Raw genomic sequence first — 20037 nt, forward strand, 5'->3', positions numbered from 1 at the left:
TGCGCGCTTCATTTATGAAACGAAATCGGGACGACCGGTTGCATTGGCGCGGTTTGGGGTGACCGTGGTGGTATGGCCGGGCTCTTGGTGGATTCCGCCCACGCAGTCGCGGAGATCCGGGACAGGGATACCCTGTCCGAGGTTGCGATCCTATGGGGTTGTGCGACAACAGATTTCCTGAGTACGGCGATGCCGTGGCGCACGTTCCGCTGGCGTGATGGCCAGCGGCACTATTCCGGTACCTACTGGTCCGCGACGAATCGTGACCACGTGATCTATGAATCGCGCCTGGAGTTGGCGCGGCTGTTGCTGGCCGACTACGACACCGCGGTGCTGAATGTGATCGCACAGCCGTTTCTGTTGCGCGCCAGAGTGAATCGGCGGATGCGCAGGCACATCCCCGACTTCCTTTTGTTCACCGACTCCGTTCCCACGGTGGTCGATGTGAAGCCGCGGCACCGGCTTGCAGTGGACAAGGTGCGTTTCACGTTGGACTGGACCCGCGCACTCGTCGAGACACTCGGCTGGCGGTACGAGGTGTGGAGCGGCTCGCCTGACGTGCTTGTGCACAATGTCCGTTTTCTGGCGGGCTTCCGCAACCCCGACCGATTCGATCCCCAACTGGTGAAAGAGATTCATCACCAGTCGATTTCGGACACGAACCTGGGCCAGGTCCTCGACCGCGACCTCGGTGAGCCGCCGTGGCGGGTCCGGGCGGCGGTGCTGCACCTGGTGTGGTGTCAGGCCCTGGAAGTCGATATCAGTGCGCCGTTGAGCAAGGCCAGCCCTCTGGTGAAAGGAAAGTGTCATGTCCGCTGAAGGTATTCGGATCGGGGTGGGCACCAGGGTGCTCCACGACGGCCAGCTCTGGGAGGTCACCGAGCTGCACCCTGGGCCCGCGGGAACCGAGGTGGTCCTGGGTGCCTACGGCCGCCATAGCGAGGTGGTGCGGATCAGTCTGCGCGAGCTGCTCGACGGCGATCGGGCCCGCGTGTACGGGGAGGGCTCAGGCCCGAACTCCGATGACCCGCTCGACCCGGCCGACGTGGTGCTGTCGGCGCTGAGCCGACCGGAACGCGAAGCCCTGCGCCAGCGCGCCGACCACATCCGAGAGGTACTGACCGGATACCACTGCGGCACAGCAGAGTTCGCTCAGCCCGGTGAACCCCGACCCGGCTATGACCCGGCGTCGCCGCTGACGGCCCGCTACGCCGCGAAGGCCGCCGAACTCGGTGTCTCGATGCGCACGGTGCAAAGCTGGGCCGCAGACTACCTGGCCTACGGCGAGGCCGGGCTTGCGCGGAGCACGGTGGGCCGGCAGAACCCGACCGGGCGGGTCGATGAGCGGTGGGTGCAGACCGCGGTGGAGGTCATGGTCGAACACACCGACCAGTCCCGGCCGTCGCAGGCGATGGTGATCACACGAACCAACGCCCGCGTCATCGCCCGGTTCGGCGTGGACGTGGTGGCGCTGCCCAGCCGCACCGCTGCGTACCGGATCCTGGCGCAGTTGGAGAACCGGTACCCGCTGTTTCGGCTCTCGACGAAACGCAACCGCGACATCGCCGCCCGCCCGGGCGGGGTGTACGGAAAGCTTCGGCCGACCCGGCCCGGGGAGTACCTGCTGATGGACACCACCCGCCTGGATGTCTTCGCGCTGGACCCGTTGACGTTGCGGTGGGTGCAGGCCGAGTTGACCGTGGCGATGGACTGGTACACCCGATGTATCACCGGGCTGCGGCTGACCCCGGTGTCGACGAAGTCCGTCGACGCCGCCGCGGTGCTCTACCAGAGCTTCCGGCCCCGCCCGGCCGGCACCGACTGGCCCCGGGAGGCGGTGTGGCCCGAGCACGGGATCCCGCGCACCGTGATGGTCGACCGCGCCGCGATGGAGGGACCGATGACCGGGGCCTCAGGCCCGGCGATCGTCCCGGAAACACTGGTCATCGACCACGGCAAAATCTATATCTCGGATCATCTGACCAGCGTGTGCCGGCGGATGGGTATCTCGATCCAGCCGGCGCGGCTGCGCACCGGCCGCGACAAAGGGCCGGTGGAGCGGTTCTTCCGTACCCTGCGTGAGGACCTGCTCCAGATCCTGCCTGGCTACAAAGGCCCGGATCTGCATTCCCGCGGTGTCGATCCTGAGGGGGAGGCGTTCTTCTATCTCGACGAACTGGAGGAACAGATCCGCCAATGGGTCGCCGCGATCTATCACCACCGTCCCCACGCTGGACTGATCGACCCCCACATCCCCAAGTTGCATCTGTCGCCGGCGGATATGTTCGAACACGGGGTCGCGCGCGCCGGGTACATCGAAGCACCCCGCGATCCCGACCTCGCCTACGAATTCCTCAAGACGCGATGGCGGCGCATCCAGCACTATGGGGTCGACCTGGACGGCCGCCGCTACAACGGCGCGGCACTGGACCCCTACCGCGGATTGGAAAGCCCCTATACCGGAAAGGCTCGCGGGCGCTGGCCGATTCACTACGACCCCGACGACATCACCCGCGCCTACTTCCGCGACCCGCACACCCGCCGCTGGCACACCCTGATCTGGGAACACGCCCCCGCCCTGCACATGGCCTTGAGCGAAGACGCGTTGCGCTTCGCCCGACGCAAGGCCGCCGAGAAGTACCGCTACCCCGACGACCGGCTGGCCATCAACGATCTGCTGGAGCGCTGGAACCTCGGCCTGGGCGCCACCCTGGCCGAACGGCGGATGGCCCTGCGGCTGGCCCGCGAGGAATCCCTCATCACCCCCGACCCAGATATTCCGCCGGCATCGTCGGACGACGGCGGCGGCGATAGCGGCGACGGTCAGCAGCGGATGGGTCCCGATGCGGCGGCCGTCGGCGGTGACGATGACGACGATGACGACGGCGATGACGATTTCTACGCCGGCGCGTTCGTGGATGCCTGATGGCGCGCACCAAGACCGTCCCCGCGCGGCCATCGGCACAGCTGGACAACTTGACCCTGTCCCGCAAGGAGGGATGGCGCGAGTTCGTCACCGCCGCCCCGCGCACTCAGCCCGAACAGCTCACGCGCCGGGCGCTGGGCAGGCTCAGCGCGCAGGCCCGCGACGACTACGAGACGCGTCGGCGCAAATGGCACGCCAACATCGGGCCGATCAAGACCCCGCAACTGGCCGCGGTGCACGACGACCTGTGGGACATCGTCGACAGCAACGACCAGGACGGCGACAAACCCAAAAGCGCGGTGGCCATCGACGCCTATCCCGGTCTTGGCAAGACCACCGCCCTGCTCGACTTCGCCAAAAAGTTCCACCTCCGCGATATCCGCGTCAACGGCGAGTTCACCGACAACGGCGATGAACGCTGGCCGGTGTGCCGGGTCGGGCTGGCCGGCAACACCGGCATGGTCGCCTTCAACAAAGCCATGCTCGCCTTCTACGCCCACCCCGGTAAGGCCAACGGCAGCACCGCCGACTTCGCCTACCGCGCCTTGGATTGCGTGCTCAGTTGCCACACCAAACTGCTGATCATCGACGACCTGCATTTCCTGCAGTGGCGCAACACCGCCGGAGTCGCGATCAGCAACCACTTCAAATACATCGCCAACGAATTCCCCGTCACCTTGATCTATGTCGGTGTGGACCTCGATCAACGGGGCCTGTTCTTCGACGGCCAACCCCACACCGACCGCGCGATCGCCCAAACCGCCCGCCGCACCACCAAACTCACCATGGCGCCCTTCGCGGTCGGCACCGAACGGCAACGCCGCCAATGGCACCAACTGCTGCTGACCCTCGAGCAACGCGTCGTGCTGGTCGACAAACGACCCGGCATGCTGGCCACCGACCTGGCCGACTACCTGTTCGCCCGCAGCACCGGCCACATCGGCTCACTGATGACCCTGATCAACCGCGGCTGCCTGCGCGCCATCCGATCCGGCCGCGAATACCTCGACCGCGACCTGCTCGACGCCGTCAAAACCGACACCGGATCAGACTGCCGCCGCGCCGAATTCGAGGCCGCCTTCGACAGCGGCACCCTGACCACCGACATCGCCCCCACCCGACAATCCCCGCGTGCCGCCCCGTGCGCGCCGGCAACCCGCGCCCGTCCCGCCGCCCGCAAGCGGAGCGCCGCACCCATCCGCAAGCGTGCGCCGTGACCGGGGTCCGGACCCTGCCGATCAGGGTCGCGCCGCTGTCCGGTGAGGCGCTGGACTCCTGGCTGGAATACCTCAGCCACCGATTACAGACGACCCACGGCGAGATCCTGACGGCCGTCGGGCTGAACCGACCCGCCACTACGGCCACCGACCGCAGCCACGTCATGTGGCTGTTCCCTGAGGCCGCCGAACGGATCAGCGCCGCCACCGGGGTGTCGGTCGGGCAGATCACCGCCATGACCCTCGCCCACTATCCCGCTGCAGCGCGGGTGCTGTCCCTGGGCGTGCAGTTCCCGCGCGGGCGGCCCCGCTACTCGCGCTTCTGCCCACACTGTCTGGCCGACGACCGCGGCCGCTGGCAATTGCGATGGCGGCCGGGCTACAGCATCGCCTGCCTGAACCACCGCTGCCTGCTCCTCGACGCCTGCCCCGCATGCGCAAAACCGCAGCGCGACAGAGTATTCCCCGGCGAACTCCGCGCCTACCCGGGCCGATGCGGGTGCCGCGCCGCCGACGGCAGCGGCCGGTTGGCCGCCCGCTGCGGCGCCGACCTGAGCGCCGCCACCACCCTCACCCTCGACGCCGACCACCCCACGCTAGCGCAGCACCGCCGGCGGCTGCGGCGAGCACCGCCGCCGCGGGTCGTTGCGGCAGCCACCGGGACAGCCGGTCGGGGGTCACGAACACCGCGATCAACGCACTCAACGTCACTCCGAGCGCCAGGAATGGCAGGGCTTGAACGAAGATGCCGCTGAACACCGTGCCCGCCGTCGACAACGCCGCACTGTCGTACACCGCAGCCCGCAACGTGCTGCCCAGCAACGCAAATGCCACAACCGCCGCGACGAGCACGGGCATCGACGCCGACTCCGGCAGTCGGACGGTCCTCACTGCGGCCACCCGGCCATTGTGTCAGCCGATCCCGGGATCGCATCCCTGGCGGTGGCGCGTGCCTGATGGAACGCGACCAGATCTCTAATGAAAATAATTTCCAATTCTATGGGACGCTATCGCGGTCATCTGGTTAGGCTCGAAGCAACCAACTTTTGGAGGAACGATGACACCTGCGGAACACGTCGATCCGGTTGACCACGAGCATCTACCGGGTGACGGCCACGAGACCGTCAAGCATGGCGACCACGTCGACCACATCCACGACGGTGAGCGGCACCCTGAGGCGAAGATCCACTCCGATCACGGCGCGGCGCACACCGAGGACGACGGATGTGAGACGGTGCAGCACGGCGACCACGTCGACCATGTGCACGACGGTCACCGACACTTCCAGCACGGCGACCACGTACACGAGCACTGACCGCGGATCACGGCTGCGGGTAGCGCCGGTGTAACCCAGGTTTCAGTCCCCGCTAGTCGGCTTGAGGTCGGGGTATTACTGCTCGTAGCCGTGTTCGGCATTCGGTGCATACATCGCTGTGTTCGGTGAGTCCACGCACGGATCCTTATGCCAGTCGCCGAACGGGTCCGCGAAGTGGCGCCATTGGTCGGGATAGGCCATCTCTGCGTCGGTCAGCAGCGCGGCCTGCAGTTCTCGCCTGATGTCTTCAGCCACCGCGCCGCAGGCAAGTGCGACCAGCGAGGTATGGCGATCGCCGTACCGGGTGTCCCAGGTAAGACCGGCCAGGACACGTCGCTGTTCATCGACGTTGGCGATCTCCGAGTCGGTCATTGCGGCCAGCCACTTGCCCCCGGAGTTGACCCGCAGTCCACCGCCGGCCGACTCCAGGCACATCACGTTGGAAGGATGGTTGGCGAGCCAGATCCTTCCCCGCGTCCGCACCACACCGCTGAGCAGAACGTCGAGGGCCTCGTGCAGCCGTTCGGGATGAAACGGTCTGTCGGCACCGAACTCGACGATTCCGACCTCCCCATCGAAGTCCAGGGGCGGCTGGCCGATCAGCAGTGGACCGAGCGGATCGTCGCTGCGGCCCCGGCGGGCGTCCTCGCCGAGCTTCGCCACGGCCCCGCCGACGCGGCGCGGGTCATGCACCACCGACGCGCGCGGGGCCAGCCGGCTCAGCACCGACATCGTGGCCTTGTCGATGTGGTCAACGACGATGACGTCGGCGAACTCGGCCTGCCCGACCGCAACCTGGGCGCGTGTGCGTCCGTCGTCAAGCTCTTGGTCACCTAACGCCTGCTCCAGCCAGTCCCATGTGTCCAGACAGCTGACCACCGCGGCGATCTGCACATCGCGGGCGGCGGGGCCGTCGATGAACCCGGGGCCCAGCAGTACCTTGACGTGATTGATCGCCCAGCAGATCGGCTGGGGTTCAAGCCATGGCGCCAAGTGGACGACCACCCGGTCGACGTCCTTCCAGCGGTGCATTCGGCGCAACAGCTTCAGCAGGTCGTTGCGGATCGTGCACGAGATACAGCCGTGGCATAGCTCCAGAACGGATTCCGTGGTCACGGGAGTCCCGTTGCGCAGGTTGGTGACGCTGCGCTCCACCACATGACCGTCGAAGCGATGCCGCACGACGAATGTTCCCTCTGCGCGCAAGAGTGCTGTGACCGCGCCGTCGGTGTCGCCTTGCCCTGCGACGAGCAGAACCGGAGTCCGCATACAACCCCCTAATGAATACAGTTTTCATTAATGCCGCCGACGGTACAGTACAAGCGACGACTTGTCGAAAATCATTGTCAATAAGATCGGGGGTGCCTTGGTGGGGCGTGCGCACCGCATTGTCGAGGCCGCAGCGAATGCCGAGCCTCCGCACCCCACGGACCGCGCCTTCACTGCGGTGGTCTGCGGCGGCTGCGGGACTGAACAGGGTGACTCACCCGCGGAGACGGTGGTCGCCGCGCTTCGTGACGTCGTTCGGCAGTGCCCGTTGGGGGTACTGGTCACTGTTCCCTGCATGTTCGGCGACCCCTGCCCGGCGTGGCTGGCTGAGGGTGTTTTTGTGGCGCTCCAGCCCTGCACGATCGACCGCGAGCCGACCTGTTCAGCGCACCTCGTCGGGCCGATTCGAGACCCCGAAGACATCGCTCAACTCAGTGCATGGGTGCGGGCAGGCCGCTGGAATGCCGGTCTGCTCCCGGTCCGCCTGCGCCGCAATGCTTTTCATCGTCGATGATGCGGATCTACAGGCGGCACATGACGCTGGCCGCGGCAGAGATCCAGAAAATAGTGCCCATCGTCCCGGCTCCAATTGAAAACGGTTACTATTTCCGTTTATGAACTCTCTCCGTTCTCGGCTGATCGGCGTCACGGCCGCAGTCATCGCCCTCATCGCGCCCCTCGGTTTGTCCGCATGCTCCTCGCGTGACGGCGGGAAAACCGCCGAGTCCTCCACCACGGCTGCGGCCGGCGGTGGATGCCCCACCACACCGGTCAATGTTGTGGTCAGCGTGGACCAATGGGGCGATATCGTCCGGGACTTGGGCGGTGAGTGCGCCCAGGTGACGACGGTGCTGGCCAGCTCGTCTGTCGATCCACACGACTTCGAACCCTCCCCGGCGGATGCGGCGACCTTCGCCAAGGCGCAGCTCGTCGTCGTCAACGGAGCGGATTACGACCCGTGGGCGTCGAAGCTCGCGGCAACATCGGCACCGAAGGCGCCGGTGGTCGATGCGGGCGTGGTGACCAAGACCGCGGCGGGGGCCAATCCGCACCTCTGGTACAGCCCGTCCGCGGTCGTTGCGGTCGCTGATGCGGTCACCGCTGAACTCGCGAAGCTGGCGCCCGAAGCAAAGGGCTACTTCGCCGACCAACGCACGGCCTTCGGCACTAGCCTCGAGCCCTACAATAAGTTGCTCTCCGCTATCAAGGCAGGCGCGACGGGTAAAACCTATGCGGCCACCGAAAGCGTCTTCGACTACACAGCAGAGGATGTCGGCCTGGTGAACGCCACACCCCAGGGCTACAAGACGGCGTCGGCGAACGAGTCCGATCCCTCGCCGGCGGATCTGGAGGCGTTCCGCCGCGCTCTGGCAGATCGCCAGATCAACGTTCTGATCTACAACACTAAGACCGAAGGCTCGGTCCCTGAACAGATCCGTACCGCCGCCGAAGCCGCGGGCGTACCGGTGGTCGATGTGACCGAGACGGTGCCGCCAGGAACGACCTCGTTTGAGACATGGCAGGTTGCCCAGTTGACTGCGCTGGCGAAGGCGCTCGGTGTCGCTGTGTGAGCCCGAATCCAGTGCTCCCGCGCTGAAATTCGACGACGTCAGTGTGGTGCGTGGCGGCACTCTGATCTGGTCTGAAGGCACATTCGAGGTGCCCGCCGGCGGCATCGTCGCGGTCATCGGATCCAACGGATCGGGCAAGACCAGCCTGTTGAACGTGATTCTGGGACTGATACCTCCTGCCTCGGGTCACGTCCGGGTGCTGGGAAAGCCGCCAGGAGAGGTCAACGAGTTCATCGGCTACGTGCCACAGAACTACGCGTCGGCGCCGGGAGATGCGATCCGGGTCTGCGATGCGGTGATGTTGGGCCTCAACGGAACTCGGTGGGGGCTCGGACGTCCCTCCCTTGAGGACCGACGCCGGGTCGACGAGGTGCTGGACGCGGTCGACGCCGGGGCGCTGGCCGGCCGCCGACTCTCCGAGCTTTCCGGCGGGCAGCGCCAGCGCGTCGCTATCGCCGAGGCGTTGGCCGCCCGCCCCAAGATCCTCATCCTCGACGAGCCGCTGGCGTCGCTGGATCTGCGGAATCAGCGCGAGATCGTTCAACTGCTCGATCGTCTCAACGAGCAACTCGGTGTGACGATCCTCGTCGTCGCCCATGATTTGAACCCACTGCTGGGCGTGTTGAGTAGCGCGATCTACCTGTTGGACGGACACGCGCACTTTGGCACCATCGGCGGGGTGGTCGAGGAAGACCTACTCAGTCACCTGTACGGCACTCCCATCCAGGTTGTTCGAACACCGCAGGGCGAGCTGTACATGAGGAGCACCTAGTGACTCCTCACGCGATGGCTTTCGGCTATCAGGACAATTGGTGGCCGATCCTCACCTCACCCTTCATGACCAGTGCATTGGCCGGCGGCACCATCGTCGCCCTCGCCGCCGGCCTGATCGGATACTTCGTCGTCGTCCGCAACACCGCGTTCGCCGCCCATGCCCTGGCACACATCGGCCTGCCCGGCGCCACCGGCGCGGTCCTGCTCGGACTGCCCGTCGCACTGGGCCTGGGCGTGTTCTGCGCGGGTGGGGCATTGGTCATCGGCGTCCTTGGCAACCGCCGGTCCGACACCGAAGTGGCCACCGGCACCGTTTTGGCACTGGCAACCGGTTTCGGATTGTTCTTCAATTCACTGGCAACCAAGTCGTCGAGCACGATGACCAATGTGCTGTTCGGCAATCTGCTGGCCATCTCACGCGAACAGCTGGCGACGTTCGCGGTGTTGTTGGTGTTGTTGGCAGCGTGCATCGGCTTCATCTACCGGCCTTTGCTGTACACCTCGGTCAACGTCGAGGTCGCCCAGGCAAAGGGGCTGCCGGTACGCCTGTTGTCGATGATCTTCATGGCGCTCCTCGGCCTGGCCATCACCATGGCGGTACAGGCAGTCGGCACACTGCTCCTCTTCGCCCTGATCGTCACCCCCGCCGCCACCGCGATCATGTTGACCCCGAGGCCCCCGAAGGCGATGATCATTTCCACGGTGATCAGCGTGGTCTCGGTCTGGCTCGGCGTCGTCATGTCGGCGATGTTCAACCTGCCGCCGAGCTTCGTCATCGTCACGATCGCATGTGGCGTGTGGTTGGCCGTGTGGACCCTCGAGCGTCATGTCCGGCCGCGATCCGTAGCGGCGCAACGGTTATCCACGGACTTCGTGGGGGATCTCAAGCCGGAAGTAGTTGGCGGCGACCACACCCACCGGTGACGGCGGGCGGCTGGCAGGATGAGCCCGTGACGGTTGTCGGGCGGACCCGCCCGCGATTTGCCGGGTCGATGCCACTGCTCTTCGCGGGGCTGATCGGGCTGGCCCTGTTCGCCGGAACGATACGGGCCTTCATGGTGGGTCGTCCCGACCTGGCGAAAGCTGCCACGGTGTTCTGCGGTGTGTTTGTCCAAGCGCTGCCCTTCCTGGCTTTCGGTGTGGTGATCAGCGGCTTGATCGCGACGTACGTGTCCCCGGAACGGCTGGCTCGTTGGCTGCCCCGGCGAACGGGCGTGGCGATCCTGACCGCCGGGGTCGGGGGCGCGGCCTTGCCGGGCTGCGAGTGCGGATCGGTTCCGGTGGCACGCAGGTTGTTCGGCGACGGCCCGTCGAGCGATCGGCAGGGTGCCGCCGCGTTGACGTTCATGCTCGCCGCGCCGGCGATCAATCCGGTGGTCCTGGTGTCGACGGCGGTGGCCTTTCCCGGCGAGCCGGCTATGGTCGGCGCACGGTTCACGGCATCACTGCTCACCGCGGTCGTGATGGGCGCTGCGTGGTCTCGATGGGGTCGCGCCGACTGGATCACCCGGCGGCTACCGCGATCGCCCCATGGCGGGGGGTCGAAGTGGACGGTGTTCAGCGAGGCGGCACGCCACGACTTTCTGCAGGCCGCGTCATACCTGGTCATCGGCGCCGCCACCGCTGCCGCACTGAACGTGTTGATGCCACCGACCGTCTACGAACACCTGGCCGGCCACCTGCTGCTCGGCATCATCACGATGGCGATCCTGGCCTTCGTCCTGGCTCTGTGCTCGGAGGCGGACGCCTTCGTAGCCGCGAGCCTGACCATGTTGCCGCTGCTGCCGCGGCTGGTGTTCCTGGTCGTGGGACCGGCGGTGGACGCCAAGCTGTTCGCGATGCAGGCGGGGGTGTTCGGCCGCGCGTTCGCCGTGAGGTTCGCCCCGGCCACCTTCGTCGTCGCCACGGTGGTTGCCACGGTGGTCGGGCTGATCTTGCTCGGGGGCGCGCGGTGAGCCGCAACACCGAGAACGTGGTCCTGTTCCTCCTGGGTATGTGCACCGCCGCGATCGTCGTCACCGGCACCTTCACCCGCTACGTCAAGCCCACCCTCATGCCGTGGTTGGCGGTGACGGCGGTGCTGCTCGTCGTTTTGGCGCTGTCGGCGGCCATCCGGGATTTCAGAGCTCGCGGAGGCTACGTCGAGGATGCAGATCACCACGACGGCGATATCGAACACACGCACCGGTCTGCGGTGGTGTGGTTGTTGGTGCTGCCCGTCGCACTGCTGGGCTTCGTCGTCCCCCCGGCGCTGGGCGCGCGGGCCGCCGAGCCCACGGTCACCGACCTACCGCGGTTGGTGCTGTTGCGTCCCTTTCCGCCGTTGCCCGCCACTCGTGCCCCGGAACTTCTGCTTCCAGAGGTGGTTGTCCGTGCGAATCGGGACTCGGCCCGCACCCTGGAGAATCGGCTGATCACCGTCACCGGCTTCACCATCAAGAAGGGCGACGAGGTCGATTTGGGTCGGGTCGTCATCATCTGCTGTGCGGCCGATGGACAGTTGGCCCGGCTTCATCTCCGCGGTCCGGCCGCGGCCATCGCGGCCACCTATCCCGAGGAGACCTGGCTGCGGGTGGAGGGCACCGTGGTCCCCAGCCCCTCCGATGTCGCCGGGTTGTCGACCCCGACTCTGACGGTCTCCGCGGTGACGCCCATCGAGGCGCCGCGGGATCCCTACGCGTACTAAGAGGCCTCCGCTAAGGACCTGCGAACGGCAGCAGGGCCATCTCGCGTGCGTTCTTGATCGCCATTGCCACCTGGCGCTGCTGCTGAACGGTCAGCCCGGTAACGCGTCTGGACCTGATCTTGCCGCGCTCGGAGATGAACGTGCGCAGCAGGGCGGTGTCCTTGTAGTCGACCGTCGTGATGCCGAGCTTCGTGAAGGGGTTGGCCTTCTTGCGCAGCGGATCGGCTGCGGGTGGTCGCCGGCCTGGCTTGCTTCTGTCTGCCATCGCCCGTCACCAACTCGACTTGCGAATGCCCGGCAACTCGCCGCGGTGTGCCAGGTCCCGGACGCGGACGCGGGACAGGCCGAACTTGCGCAGATGACCGCGCGGGCGACCGTCGACGACGTCGCGATTGCGCAGTCGAACAGCGCTGGAATCTCGCGGCAACCGCTGCAGCGCCGATTGAGCGGCGACGCGCTCGCCCTCAGTGCTCGATGGGCTGCGGATCACCTCCTTCAGTTCTGCGCGGCGTTCGGCGTAACGCGCCACCATGGCGCGGCGCTGTTCGTTCTTGACGATCTTGGATTTCTTGGCCACCTCAGCGCTCCTCGCGGAAGTCGACATGCCGGCGGATGATCGGGTCGTACTTCTTGAGCACCAGCCGGTCGGGATCGTTGCGCCGGTTCTTGCGGGTGACGTAGGTGTAACCGGTGCCGGCAGTGGAGCGAAGCTTCACGACCGGCCGAATATCTGTGCTGGCCATCAGATCTTCTGCCCCGCGGCGCGCAGCCGGGCAACGACGGCTTCGATTCCGTCGCGGTCGATCACCTTGATGCCCTTGGTGCTGACCCGCAGCGTGATATTGCGCCCCTGTGACGGCAAGAAGTAGGTCTTGCGCTGGATGTTGGGGTTCCAGCGACGCCGGGTTCGGCGATGTGAGTGCGACACCGAGTTGCCGAAACTCGGTGAACGCCCGGTCACCTGACAGTGCGCGGACACGCAGCCTCCTTCACGTTAAGACAAATGACAATCGTTTTCGACAAGTCTCCTGAAGCAGGGTACCGTAGCCGACAACTAGATGAAAATCGTTCCCATTAGAAGGCGGGAAATGCGCACACCAGTAGTCCTCGTCGCCGGCCAGGGCGACACCGACCGAGTGGCGGGCACGCTGATGGCCACCCCGGGCACGGCGATCGTCGGGCACGAATACGACGGGCAGGTGGTGCGGCGCTGGGTCAGCATCATGCGCGACGATGAGTTGTCGACCAGTGAATGGCCGTTGGAGTTGACCAATGGCTGCATCTGCTGCACGACTCGCAACGATCTACTGATACTTCTGCGTAGGCTCCACCGCCGCGCTGACGTGACCCGCATCGCGGTGCTGCTGGCACCGTGGTCCGAACCCGAACCCCTTTGTGTGGCGATCAACGAGGTTCAGGTTCACGTCGGACCCGGCTACATCGACGGCCCGGCCGGAGGTGACGTGGGCGTCGACGCGGTGCTCACCACGGTTGACCCTGGCAATTGGCTCAAGCAGGCGGTCGGTTCCGACGAACTCGACGATGGCCGGACTCTCGCCCAGGTGGTCGTGGGGCAGGCGGAGTTCGCCGATGTGCTGGTCTTGAGCCAGCCCGATGCCGCCACGCTGTCGGTTCTGCGGCGGCTGGCACCACTGGCCCGCATCACCGTGGGTGTGGACCGGGTCGAGCAGGCACTGGCGCATCTCGACCCGCACACGCGGCGCGGTCGGCGACGCGACCCGCACGACCCGTTGCTGGCCGGCCAACCACCGTTGGATCCCGCCGGCGAGATCACGCTGCTGGAGTTCACCGCACGACGGCCCTTTCATCCGCAGCGCCTGCACGCCGCCATCGACATGCTCCTCGACGGAGTGGTCAGGACTCGAGGCCGGGTGTTCGTCGCCAACAGGCTCGACGACGTCATGTGGATCGAGTCAGCCGGCGGCGGTGTCCTCGTCGAGAACGCCGGAAAATGGCTGGCGGCAATGGAACCCAATGAGCGGGCCCGCATCGACCCCGAGCGACGCGCACTGGCGGCGATGGGGTGGGATGACCGATTCGGCGACCGGCACATATCCATGGTGGTGCTGGTCTGCGGTGCCCAGCCGGCCGAGATCGACGGCGCCTTACGGGGCGCGCTCCTCACCGATCGCGAATTGGCCCGGCCCGGTGACTGGTCGCGGTACCCCGACCCGTTCGGGGATGGGCACGCCGATCCCGGCGAGGAGTTGCCCGACGTCCGCGATGAACTCACCGCGCGACCCAACCACCACAGAGAAGAGGAACGATGAAACCGGGCATCCACCCCGACTATCACCCCGTCGTGTTTCAGGACGCCGGCACGGGCAAGGCGTTCCTGACCCGATCGACGATCACCAGCGCACGCACCATCGACTGGGAAACGCCGGAGGGCATCCGCACCTACCCGCTGGTCGTGGTGGACGTGACGGCGGACTCCCATCCGTTCTGGACGGGCACCCACCGCGTGCTCGACGCGGCCGGACAGGTCGAGAAGTTCCGGCGCCGCTACGGGAAGCGGTGATCATGCCAGCCACCACACCGGAGAAGCTGCCGGTCACGGTGTTGTCCGGCTTCCTTGGCGCGGGCAAGACCACCCTGCTCAACCACATCCTGGCCAACCGCGATGGTCGCCGGGTCGCGGTCATCGTCAACGACATGAGCGAGGTGAACATCGACGCCGCTCTCATTGCCGGACAGGGCCACCTCGACCGGACCGAGGAGAAACTGGTCGAGCTGACCAATGGGTGCATCTGCTGCACCCTGCGGGAAGACCTCATCGAAGCGGTGGGTCGGTTGGCCCGGCAGGGCCGATTCGATCATCTGGTCATCGAATCCACCGGGATCTCGGAGCCGATGCCAGTTGCGGCGACCTTCGGCTGGGAGTTCGAGGACGGCTCCAGTCTGGGCGACGTCGCCACCCTCGACACCATGGTGACCTTGGTGGACGCGTCCACCTTCTTGCCCGAATTGGCCAGAGGTGAGGCGTTGGCCGAACGTGAGCTGGCCGCCGCCGACGGTGACTCCCGCAGCATCGCCGATCTGCTGGTAGACCAGGTGGAATTCGCCGACGTGCTGCTGCTCAACAAGACCGACCTGGTCAGCGAGCAAGCCCTCGGCACCGTGGAGACGATGCTGCGCCGGCTCAACCCGACGGCGAAGCTGCTGCGCACGGTACGCGGCGAGGTGGACCTCGCCGAGGTTCTCGACACCGGGAAGTTCAATCCGTTGGCCGCCGAGCAGACACCCGGCTGGGACGAGGAGATCGCTGGGGGCCACATTCCGGAGACCGAGGAGTACGGCATCAGCAGCATGACGTTTCGAGCCGACCGCCCGTTCCATCCGCAGCGGCTGGCCGATGTCCTCGACGAGGTGCGAGGCCTGTTGCGCAGCAAAGGTTTCTGCTGGATCGCCAGCCGTCCGGACATCGCCGCGATCTGGTCACAAGCCGGGCCGAACCTGGTGTTCGAGCCGGCCCAGTACTGGTCGACGACAGAGCTGGAGCCAGGACAGGAAATCGTGTTCATCGGGATTCGTCTCGACCGCGAAAGGGTGCGGCAGTTGCTCCGCTCAGCGTTGCTTGACGACGACGAATATGCAGCAGGAGAACAGGAGTGGCTCGGCTACCGAGATCCGCTGCCCGCGTGGGCGATCGTCCACACCCACTGACCCCGACAGGCGCACGTCACCGCCCGCCCCGCCGGGCGTCAAATGCGTTGTTCCAGCATCATTTCCCTGCCGAGCACTCGGCGCAAAGCCCGAAGATCTCGATCGTGTGGCTGATGTCGGAGAATCCGTTTTCACGCGCGACTTCGGCGGCCCATGCCTCGACTTTGGCGCCCTGCACTTCGACCGTCGCGCCGCATTGCCGGCACACCAGATGGTGATGATGCTGTTGCGAGCACCGTCGATAAACGGACTCGCCGTTCTCCGTTCGGAGCGTGTCGACAAGGCCGGAGGCGGCCATGGACTGCAACCTGCGGTACACCGTGGTCAGTCCGATGCCTTCGCCTCGGCGGCGCAGTTCGTCGTGAAGTTCCTGAGCCGAACGGAACTCGTCGAGGTTCTCCAGCAGATCCCAGACCGCCGCACCCTGTCGTGTCGCCCGGGTGCCAGGAATACTCGGCGGGCCGTAGTCGGCGCCGGCGCCCATCACCGGGCCTCTGTCGAGTGCGCGACTGCGGCCACGACGATATCCGCAAGATGCTTGTCGACCAGGCGATAACGCACTTCGCGCCCGACGCGATCGCCCGCCACCACGCCGGCTGCCTTCAGCACCCGCAAGTGCTGGCTGACCAGGGGCTGTGGAAGACCAAGGTTGCCGACCAGCTCGTGGACACACCGGGGTGACTCGCACAACAGCACGACGATGGCGATTCGCACCGGTGCTGAGAGGGCGCGCAGCAGAGCACTGGAGGTCCTGAGTACGTGATCCGTCGGCATGACGGACGGCATCGGATGCCACTGACGATCGGGGTCCAACGCCGATAGCTCGGCGTCGGAAATGCCGGACTTCAAGCGTCCTCCCAGGGTTATCACCAAGCAACGGGAACCCGAGCTCAAACGAAAACGATTTCCAACTTCGGGCAGAACTGTTTCATGCACAGTCGCGCATGTCAATGCGCCGTGCCGCCCCGCAATCGGTTCCCTTGGAACCGGATCCCTACCGGGCGGCCGCGATTGGTAACCTGAAAACGATTGCCATTACCAGTAGTGTTTTGCGCTGGCGACCACGCTGGCGCTCGACTTGGTGGGGAGAACCATGGGATACACCGCTGACGTCGGCCATGGGTCACACGTATTGATCGGCGTGCCCGCGCGAGTCGCACGTTCGCTCTCCGAGATGCGCACCGGGACTGTCTTGCTCAGCGTTCCGCTCTTGGACGACGTCATACAAGTGGGTACCGCCGGCGCGCCTGCGACCGGAATCATCGACGTCACCAAGACCCCGTCGACGATGGTGGTCCGCCGCACCGACGGCAGACGATTGCAAGCCCGGATCCTCCAGCAGCATGCGGGCGGCTTCGCGTCGAGGACGCCCGTATTCCTCGAACCGGTGCGGTCCCTGCGGCTGCAGTGCGTGCCGCGGGCCGATGCCCCCGAACTGTGGCTTGTATTGCCTGGCGTACAAATCCGCCGGCGGCCCGATCTTTTCCAACTCCTCGAGACGATCACAGCGTTCGGCCTGGCAAAGCAACGCAGACAGCACTGTCTTCCAGCAGCGGCGACGCCGAGGTGATTTCACATGCCGGCGGGTGCCTACACCCCCTAGGTTGTGGTGATCGCGATTCCCATTAGGAAATGAAACTGCGATTGAGACAAACCGCTTGTGAAACGGCGTGGGACAAACTGGAGAAGCGCAGGTCAGAAGACCGCGATATAAAACGGAATTTGAGAACCTACAACACAGGCGCACTGCAGGTCGCAAGTTTGACTGCGGTTGTGCCGCGAGCGTGCGAAAACGACAATGCTTGCCGGCTACCAATCCGGTGTCGCGAGAATCCTGAAGAGCACGCTGTCGGCGAAATTCATTGAGAGCGGTCTTCCGCAAGTTGGCGACCAAGCTAGGGGCCATCCGCGCACCGGCGTCCAATGGCACACCGAACCGATATCGGGGTCGTGGTCGGATATCGGCACAACGATGATCGTTGATTCACCGGAGATGTCGTTGTAGACGGTCGAGGAAATGACATGCACGTCGACTCCGATGTTTGTGGCCCAAAATTGCCCCTGGCGCGCCGTTGTCAACGCTTCGTCAACTCGTCACGGTCGTGGTCGACCCACGCCTCACCGCCCCTCACATCGGGGTGTTCTCGCACCCACTGGTCGTCGGCGTTCAAGCTGAATGCGCCGTCGTGTCCGCCCGCCAGGATGGCGGCTGCTCAGCCGTTACCCGTAAGGTTCTGACGACCCGGACGAGCTGTTGGTACGGTCCACGAAATGACCGCCACAATCGACCCGGCCGAGTTCTTCGGTGATACGGCCATCCAGGATCCGTACCCGCTGTATGCGCGGCTGCGGAGTGAGGGTGGCGTTCATCGTGTCGGAGATTCGGAGTTCTACCTCGCCAGCAGTTGGCAGGCAATCACCGACGTCGTGAACCGGCCCGAGGTCTTCTCGTCGAATCTGACTGCGACCATGACCTTTACCCCCGAGGGCGGGGTCGACGCATTCCCGATGGACGGCGTGGGCGGCCCCACCCACATCCTGGTCACCGCCGACGACCCGGCTCACGCCGCACACCGCAAGTTGATGTTGGGCCAGTTCACCGCCAAGCGGGTGCGGGCGCTGGAGCCGCTGATCAAGAACGTTTTCAAGAATCTCTGGGCTGCGGTAGCGGACGACGGCAGTGTCGAATGGATGGACGCCGTCGCCAACCGGTTGCCGATGATCGTCGTCGCCGACCTGATTGGTGTCCCCGGAGCCGACGCAGACCAGCTGGCGCGATGGGGATATGCCAGCACTCAACTACTCGACGGACTGATGTCGGCCGGCGAGCTGGCGGCGTCGATGGCCGCCATCGGCGAGCTGAGCGCCTATATCGCATCCCGGCTGCGGTTGGCGGCAACCAGCCCGCGCGACGACCTGCTGGGTGCGTTAGCGACGGCCTGTGCGGCCGGCGAGCTCGACCGCTCCACCGCCCAGCTGATCCTCATTTCACTGTTCAGCGCCGGCGGGGAGTCGACAGCATCGCTGCTGGGCACCGCGGTGGCGATCCTGGCCGCCGACGCCACGCTGCAGCGGCAGCTCCGTGACCGGCCGGATCTGCTCGGGGTGTTCATCGAGGAGACACTGCGCCTGGAACCGCCATTCCGCGCGCACTATCGCCATGTCCTGGGTGACACCGCACTAGCGGGTACCACGTTGCCCAAGGACGCCCGGGTGCTGCTGTTGTGGGGGGCCGCCAACCGCGACCCGGCTCATTTCGAGGCCCCGGACGAATTTCGGCTGGACCGTCCGATCAGCAAGGGGCACATGAGCTTTGGCAAGGGCATCCACTTCTGCCTGGGGGCGCCGCTGGCGCGACTGGAAGCCACGACCGTGCTGCGAATGCTCCTGGAACGCACCGGATGGATTGAGACCGCCGACGTCGGTCCATGGTTGCCCAGCGTGCTCGCGCGCCGGCGGGAGTCCCTTCGGTTGACCTTGCGCTAACGTCGGTGGGCGGCGTGTGCTGCTGCCGCCGCGCGTCAAGAAACGGTCATCATGACCTTGCCGCATTCGCGGCTACTGGTGAGCAACTCGAGTGCCGCGTCGATGCCGCCGAGCGGGAATCGGTGGGTGATCAGTGCCGAGAGATCCCGGCGAGCCAGCAGGTCGACGGCATCGGCGAAGCGGTCCGGATACTCCATCGAGCCGCGGATGGTCAATTCCTTCATCAAGACATTGAGAAAACTGACCGGTACCGGCGTGTAGTGCAGGGCCACCACGCTGATCCGTGCGCCGGGACCGGCCCGGTCGATGATGTCGGTGAGCACCACATCTGACCCGGACGCCTCGATGAACGCGTCAGTGGCCGGTGCGTGGCCGTAACCCAATGACCGGACTCCGTGCAGATGCCGAAGTTCGCGCCACACCCTGGCCTGGTGCGGGTCGATCGACGCCGAGGCGCCGAGGGTTTCGGCGAGCCGTCGCCGCCGCGCCGAGGGATCGACCCCGACGATCTGGCTCAGTCCGCGGTCGGCAAGGGCGGCGATTGCGGCTAAACCGATTGGGCCGCAACCGAACACCGCCACAGTGTCGCCAGGTGCGACATCGGCCTGCTGGGCGGCGTGCATCCCCACCGCGACCGGCTCGGCCAGGGCCGCGACGTCCATCGGCATGCCGTCGGGCACCCCGATGAGCCGCTCTCCGGCGGCTGCTTCCCGGACCAGCACCACTTCAGCCAGGCCACCGGCGGAACAGCCCCCGCCGATCCGACCCGATACGTCGTTGCCGGGATGGACCACGACCCGCTGGCCAGGTTCCACCCCGGCGACCTCGGCCCCGACCGCCCGTACCACCCCGGAGAACTCGTGCCCGAGTGGCATGGGACCCCCGCCCGGTCCGGCCAGTCCGCCCAGGCGGATGTAGGTGAGGTCACTGCCGCAGATGCCGCAGGCGTGCACCTCGACGAGGGCGTCGCGCGGACCGCAGGGCGGCAGCTCCACGCGATCCAGCGACACCGTCCCGGGCGAATGGACGCGAACTTGCCGGGTGGTGGGAATCAATGGCACCGAGGTCATGTGGCAGCGAGATTATGCGCAACGGCGTTGCCGGGC

Annotated in this window: 23 protein-coding genes and 2 pseudogenes; 16 read left to right on the plus strand and 9 right to left on the minus strand. The window is 66.0% G+C overall.

The features are described 5' to 3' along the window. The first annotated feature begins 72 nt into the window (after positions 1 to 72). From EET13_RS00525 to EET13_RS32680, 4 genes and pseudogenes are all read left to right on the plus strand, one after another. Positions 73 to 819 carry a TnsA-like heteromeric transposase endonuclease subunit gene (locus tag EET13_RS00525; protein ID WP_122440436.1) on the plus strand — a complete coding sequence of 249 codons (747 nt, stop codon included), beginning with the start codon at positions 73 to 75 and terminating at the stop codon, positions 817 to 819. After that, entirely contained in the window at positions 809 to 2926 is a 2118-nt protein-coding gene (locus EET13_RS00530) for a Mu transposase C-terminal domain-containing protein (RefSeq protein ID WP_122440437.1), read from the plus strand. Before EET13_RS00525 ends, EET13_RS00530 begins: the two co-directional genes overlap by 11 nt. Beyond that, complete coding sequence (locus tag EET13_RS00535; RefSeq protein ID WP_122440438.1) at positions 2926 to 4143, plus strand: TniB family NTP-binding protein; 1218 nt, start codon at positions 2926 to 2928, stop codon at positions 4141 to 4143. The genes EET13_RS00530 and EET13_RS00535 overlap by 1 nt, the downstream gene beginning before the upstream one ends. Continuing rightward, positions 4140 to 4499 (plus strand): annotated as a pseudogene (locus EET13_RS32680) (TniQ family protein); the annotation flags it as partial. The gene EET13_RS00535 and the pseudogene EET13_RS32680, both read left to right, overlap by 4 nt. 241 nt (positions 4500 to 4740) lie before the next feature. Here EET13_RS32680 and EET13_RS31105 read toward each other — a convergent pair. After that, positions 4741 to 5001 (minus strand): annotated as a pseudogene (locus EET13_RS31105) (permease); the annotation flags it as partial. A 199-nt stretch (positions 5002 to 5200) separates the two neighbouring features. On the opposite strand from EET13_RS31105, the gene EET13_RS00550 reads away from it, so the two are divergent. After that, positions 5201 to 5458, plus strand: coding sequence for a hypothetical protein (locus EET13_RS00550; RefSeq protein WP_122440440.1), 258 nt, complete (start codon positions 5201 to 5203; stop codon positions 5456 to 5458). Positions 5459 to 5533: 75 nt separating this feature from the next. Here the strand turns inward: EET13_RS00550 and mrf (EET13_RS00555) are convergent, their stop codons facing one another. Next, positions 5534 to 6727 carry a ribosome hibernation factor-recruiting GTPase MRF gene (mrf, locus tag EET13_RS00555; RefSeq protein ID WP_122440441.1) on the minus strand — a complete coding sequence of 398 codons (1194 nt, stop codon included), beginning with the start codon at positions 6725 to 6727 and terminating at the stop codon, positions 5534 to 5536. A gap of 61 nt (positions 6728 to 6788) precedes the next feature. On the opposite strand from mrf (EET13_RS00555), the gene EET13_RS00560 reads away from it, so the two are divergent. The 6 genes from EET13_RS00560 to EET13_RS00585 all read left to right on the plus strand — a co-directional run bounded on the left by EET13_RS00560 (position 6789) and on the right by EET13_RS00585 (position 11758). Next, positions 6789 to 7241, plus strand: coding sequence for a hypothetical protein (locus EET13_RS00560; protein ID WP_122440442.1), 453 nt, complete (start codon positions 6789 to 6791; stop codon positions 7239 to 7241). Positions 7242 to 7341: 100 nt separating this feature from the next. Beyond that, the gene (locus EET13_RS00565) at positions 7342 to 8298 is read left to right on the plus strand and encodes a metal ABC transporter solute-binding protein, Zn/Mn family (RefSeq protein WP_122440443.1); all 957 of its coding nucleotides are present in this window, start codon (positions 7342 to 7344) and stop codon (positions 8296 to 8298) included. Beyond that, the gene (locus EET13_RS00570) at positions 8291 to 9070 is read left to right on the plus strand and encodes a metal ABC transporter ATP-binding protein (protein WP_122440496.1); all 780 of its coding nucleotides are present in this window, start codon (positions 8291 to 8293) and stop codon (positions 9068 to 9070) included. The genes EET13_RS00565 and EET13_RS00570 overlap by 8 nt, the downstream gene beginning before the upstream one ends. 14 nt (positions 9071 to 9084) lie before the next feature. After that, a complete protein-coding gene (locus EET13_RS00575) occupies positions 9085 to 9996 on the plus strand; it encodes a metal ABC transporter permease (protein ID WP_122440497.1) in 912 nt (303 codons plus the stop codon). A 68-nt stretch (positions 9997 to 10064) separates the two neighbouring features. Further along, positions 10065 to 11027 carry a permease gene (locus EET13_RS00580; protein ID WP_122440498.1) on the plus strand — a complete coding sequence of 321 codons (963 nt, stop codon included), beginning with the start codon at positions 10065 to 10067 and terminating at the stop codon, positions 11025 to 11027. Then, on the plus strand, positions 11024 to 11758 hold the full coding sequence (locus EET13_RS00585; RefSeq protein WP_122440444.1) for a TIGR03943 family putative permease subunit: 735 nt from the start codon (positions 11024 to 11026) through the stop codon (positions 11756 to 11758). Before EET13_RS00580 ends, EET13_RS00585 begins: the two co-directional genes overlap by 4 nt. A 10-nt stretch (positions 11759 to 11768) precedes the next feature. Here the strand turns inward: EET13_RS00585 and rpsR are convergent, their stop codons facing one another. Genes rpsR through rpmB form a run of 4 tightly spaced genes read right to left on the minus strand, consistent with a single transcriptional unit; the run spans position 11769 to position 12737 of the window. Then, positions 11769 to 12023 (minus strand): 30S ribosomal protein S18, encoded by a 255-nt coding sequence (gene rpsR, locus EET13_RS00590; protein ID WP_122440445.1) that lies wholly within the window; start codon positions 12021 to 12023, stop codon positions 11769 to 11771. A 6-nt stretch (positions 12024 to 12029) separates the two neighbouring features. Then, a complete protein-coding gene (gene rpsN / locus EET13_RS00595) occupies positions 12030 to 12335 on the minus strand; it encodes a 30S ribosomal protein S14 (protein WP_122440446.1) in 306 nt (101 codons plus the stop codon). A gap of 1 nt (position 12336) precedes the next feature. Continuing rightward, a complete protein-coding gene (gene rpmG / locus EET13_RS00600; protein ID WP_122440447.1) occupies positions 12337 to 12501 on the minus strand; it encodes a 50S ribosomal protein L33 in 165 nt (54 codons plus the stop codon). After that, a complete protein-coding gene (gene rpmB, locus EET13_RS00605) occupies positions 12501 to 12737 on the minus strand; it encodes a 50S ribosomal protein L28 (protein ID WP_122440448.1) in 237 nt (78 codons plus the stop codon). Before rpmB ends, rpmG begins: the two co-directional genes overlap by 1 nt. 109 nt (positions 12738 to 12846) lie before the next feature. Here rpmB and mrf (EET13_RS00610) point away from each other — a divergent pair, with 109 nt between their 5' ends. The 3 genes from mrf (EET13_RS00610) to EET13_RS00620 are packed head-to-tail and all read left to right on the plus strand — an operon-like array spanning position 12847 to position 15445. After that, positions 12847 to 14049, plus strand: coding sequence for a ribosome hibernation factor-recruiting GTPase MRF (gene mrf / locus EET13_RS00610; RefSeq protein ID WP_122440449.1), 1203 nt, complete (start codon positions 12847 to 12849; stop codon positions 14047 to 14049). After that, positions 14046 to 14300: a type B 50S ribosomal protein L31 gene (locus tag EET13_RS00615; protein ID WP_122440450.1), complete on the plus strand. Its 255-nt coding sequence runs from the start codon at positions 14046 to 14048 to the stop codon at positions 14298 to 14300. The genes mrf (EET13_RS00610) and EET13_RS00615 overlap by 4 nt, the downstream gene beginning before the upstream one ends. 2 nt (positions 14301 to 14302) lie before the next feature. Then, entirely contained in the window at positions 14303 to 15445 is a 1143-nt protein-coding gene (locus tag EET13_RS00620; protein WP_122440499.1) for a GTP-binding protein, read from the plus strand. A 58-nt stretch (positions 15446 to 15503) separates the two neighbouring features. On the opposite strand, the gene EET13_RS00625 is transcribed toward EET13_RS00620, so the two are convergent. Then, the gene (locus EET13_RS00625; RefSeq protein ID WP_122440500.1) at positions 15504 to 15929 is read right to left on the minus strand and encodes a Fur family transcriptional regulator; all 426 of its coding nucleotides are present in this window, start codon (positions 15927 to 15929) and stop codon (positions 15504 to 15506) included. Then, positions 15929 to 16231, minus strand: coding sequence for an ArsR/SmtB family transcription factor (locus EET13_RS00630; protein WP_122440501.1), 303 nt, complete (start codon positions 16229 to 16231; stop codon positions 15929 to 15931). Before EET13_RS00630 ends, EET13_RS00625 begins: the two co-directional genes overlap by 1 nt. 307 nt (positions 16232 to 16538) lie before the next feature. Between EET13_RS00630 and EET13_RS00635 the strand changes: the two genes are divergently transcribed. Together EET13_RS00635 and EET13_RS00645 are read left to right on the plus strand one after the other, a co-directional pair. Then, the gene (locus tag EET13_RS00635) at positions 16539 to 17015 is read left to right on the plus strand and encodes a hypothetical protein (RefSeq protein ID WP_122440451.1); all 477 of its coding nucleotides are present in this window, start codon (positions 16539 to 16541) and stop codon (positions 17013 to 17015) included. Positions 17016 to 17716: 701 nt separating this feature from the next. Next, positions 17717 to 18931, plus strand: coding sequence for a cytochrome P450 (locus EET13_RS00645; protein WP_122440453.1), 1215 nt, complete (start codon positions 17717 to 17719; stop codon positions 18929 to 18931). A gap of 35 nt (positions 18932 to 18966) precedes the next feature. On the opposite strand, the gene EET13_RS00650 is transcribed toward EET13_RS00645, so the two are convergent. After that, positions 18967 to 20001 carry a zinc-dependent alcohol dehydrogenase gene (locus EET13_RS00650; RefSeq protein WP_122440454.1) on the minus strand — a complete coding sequence of 345 codons (1035 nt, stop codon included), beginning with the start codon at positions 19999 to 20001 and terminating at the stop codon, positions 18967 to 18969. Between the last annotated feature and the right edge of the window lie 36 nt (positions 20002 to 20037).

Source organism: Mycobacterium attenuatum (assembly GCF_900566085.1).
Lineage (GTDB): Bacteria > Actinomycetota > Actinomycetes > Mycobacteriales > Mycobacteriaceae > Mycobacterium > Mycobacterium attenuatum.

Bases quoted from the DNA above. Each gene is read 5' to 3' on its own strand.
- EET13_RS00525 (WP_122440436.1), top strand. From the start codon at position 73: ATGGCCGGGCTCTTGGTGGATTCCGCCCACGCAGTCGCGGAGATCCGG.
- EET13_RS00530 (WP_122440437.1), top strand. From the start codon at position 809: ATGTCCGCTGAAGGTATTCGGATCGGGGTGGGCACCAGGGTGCTCCAC.
- EET13_RS00535 (WP_122440438.1), top strand. From the start codon at position 2,926: ATGGCGCGCACCAAGACCGTCCCCGCGCGGCCATCGGCACAGCTGGAC.
- EET13_RS00550 (WP_122440440.1), top strand. From the start codon at position 5,201: ATGACACCTGCGGAACACGTCGATCCGGTTGACCACGAGCATCTACCG.
- mrf (WP_122440441.1), bottom strand. From the start codon at position 6,727: ATGCGGACTCCGGTTCTGCTCGTCGCAGGGCAAGGCGACACCGACGGC.
- EET13_RS00565 (WP_122440443.1), top strand. From the start codon at position 7,342: ATGAACTCTCTCCGTTCTCGGCTGATCGGCGTCACGGCCGCAGTCATC.
- EET13_RS00575 (WP_122440497.1), top strand. From the start codon at position 9,085: ATGGCTTTCGGCTATCAGGACAATTGGTGGCCGATCCTCACCTCACCC.
- EET13_RS00580 (WP_122440498.1), top strand. From the start codon at position 10,065: ATGCCACTGCTCTTCGCGGGGCTGATCGGGCTGGCCCTGTTCGCCGGA.
- rpsR (WP_122440445.1), bottom strand. From the start codon at position 12,023: ATGGCAGACAGAAGCAAGCCAGGCCGGCGACCACCCGCAGCCGATCCG.
- rpmG (WP_122440447.1), bottom strand. From the start codon at position 12,501: ATGGCCAGCACAGATATTCGGCCGGTCGTGAAGCTTCGCTCCACTGCC.
- mrf (WP_122440449.1), top strand. From the start codon at position 12,847: ATGCGCACACCAGTAGTCCTCGTCGCCGGCCAGGGCGACACCGACCGA.
- EET13_RS00615 (WP_122440450.1), top strand. From the start codon at position 14,046: ATGAAACCGGGCATCCACCCCGACTATCACCCCGTCGTGTTTCAGGAC.
- EET13_RS00620 (WP_122440499.1), top strand. From the start codon at position 14,303: ATGCCAGCCACCACACCGGAGAAGCTGCCGGTCACGGTGTTGTCCGGC.
- EET13_RS00625 (WP_122440500.1), bottom strand. From the start codon at position 15,929: ATGGGCGCCGGCGCCGACTACGGCCCGCCGAGTATTCCTGGCACCCGG.
- EET13_RS00630 (WP_122440501.1), bottom strand. From the start codon at position 16,231: ATGCCGTCCGTCATGCCGACGGATCACGTACTCAGGACCTCCAGTGCT.
- EET13_RS00635 (WP_122440451.1), top strand. From the start codon at position 16,539: ATGGGATACACCGCTGACGTCGGCCATGGGTCACACGTATTGATCGGC.
- EET13_RS00645 (WP_122440453.1), top strand. From the start codon at position 17,717: ATGACCGCCACAATCGACCCGGCCGAGTTCTTCGGTGATACGGCCATC.
- EET13_RS00650 (WP_122440454.1), bottom strand. From the start codon at position 20,001: ATGACCTCGGTGCCATTGATTCCCACCACCCGGCAAGTTCGCGTCCAT.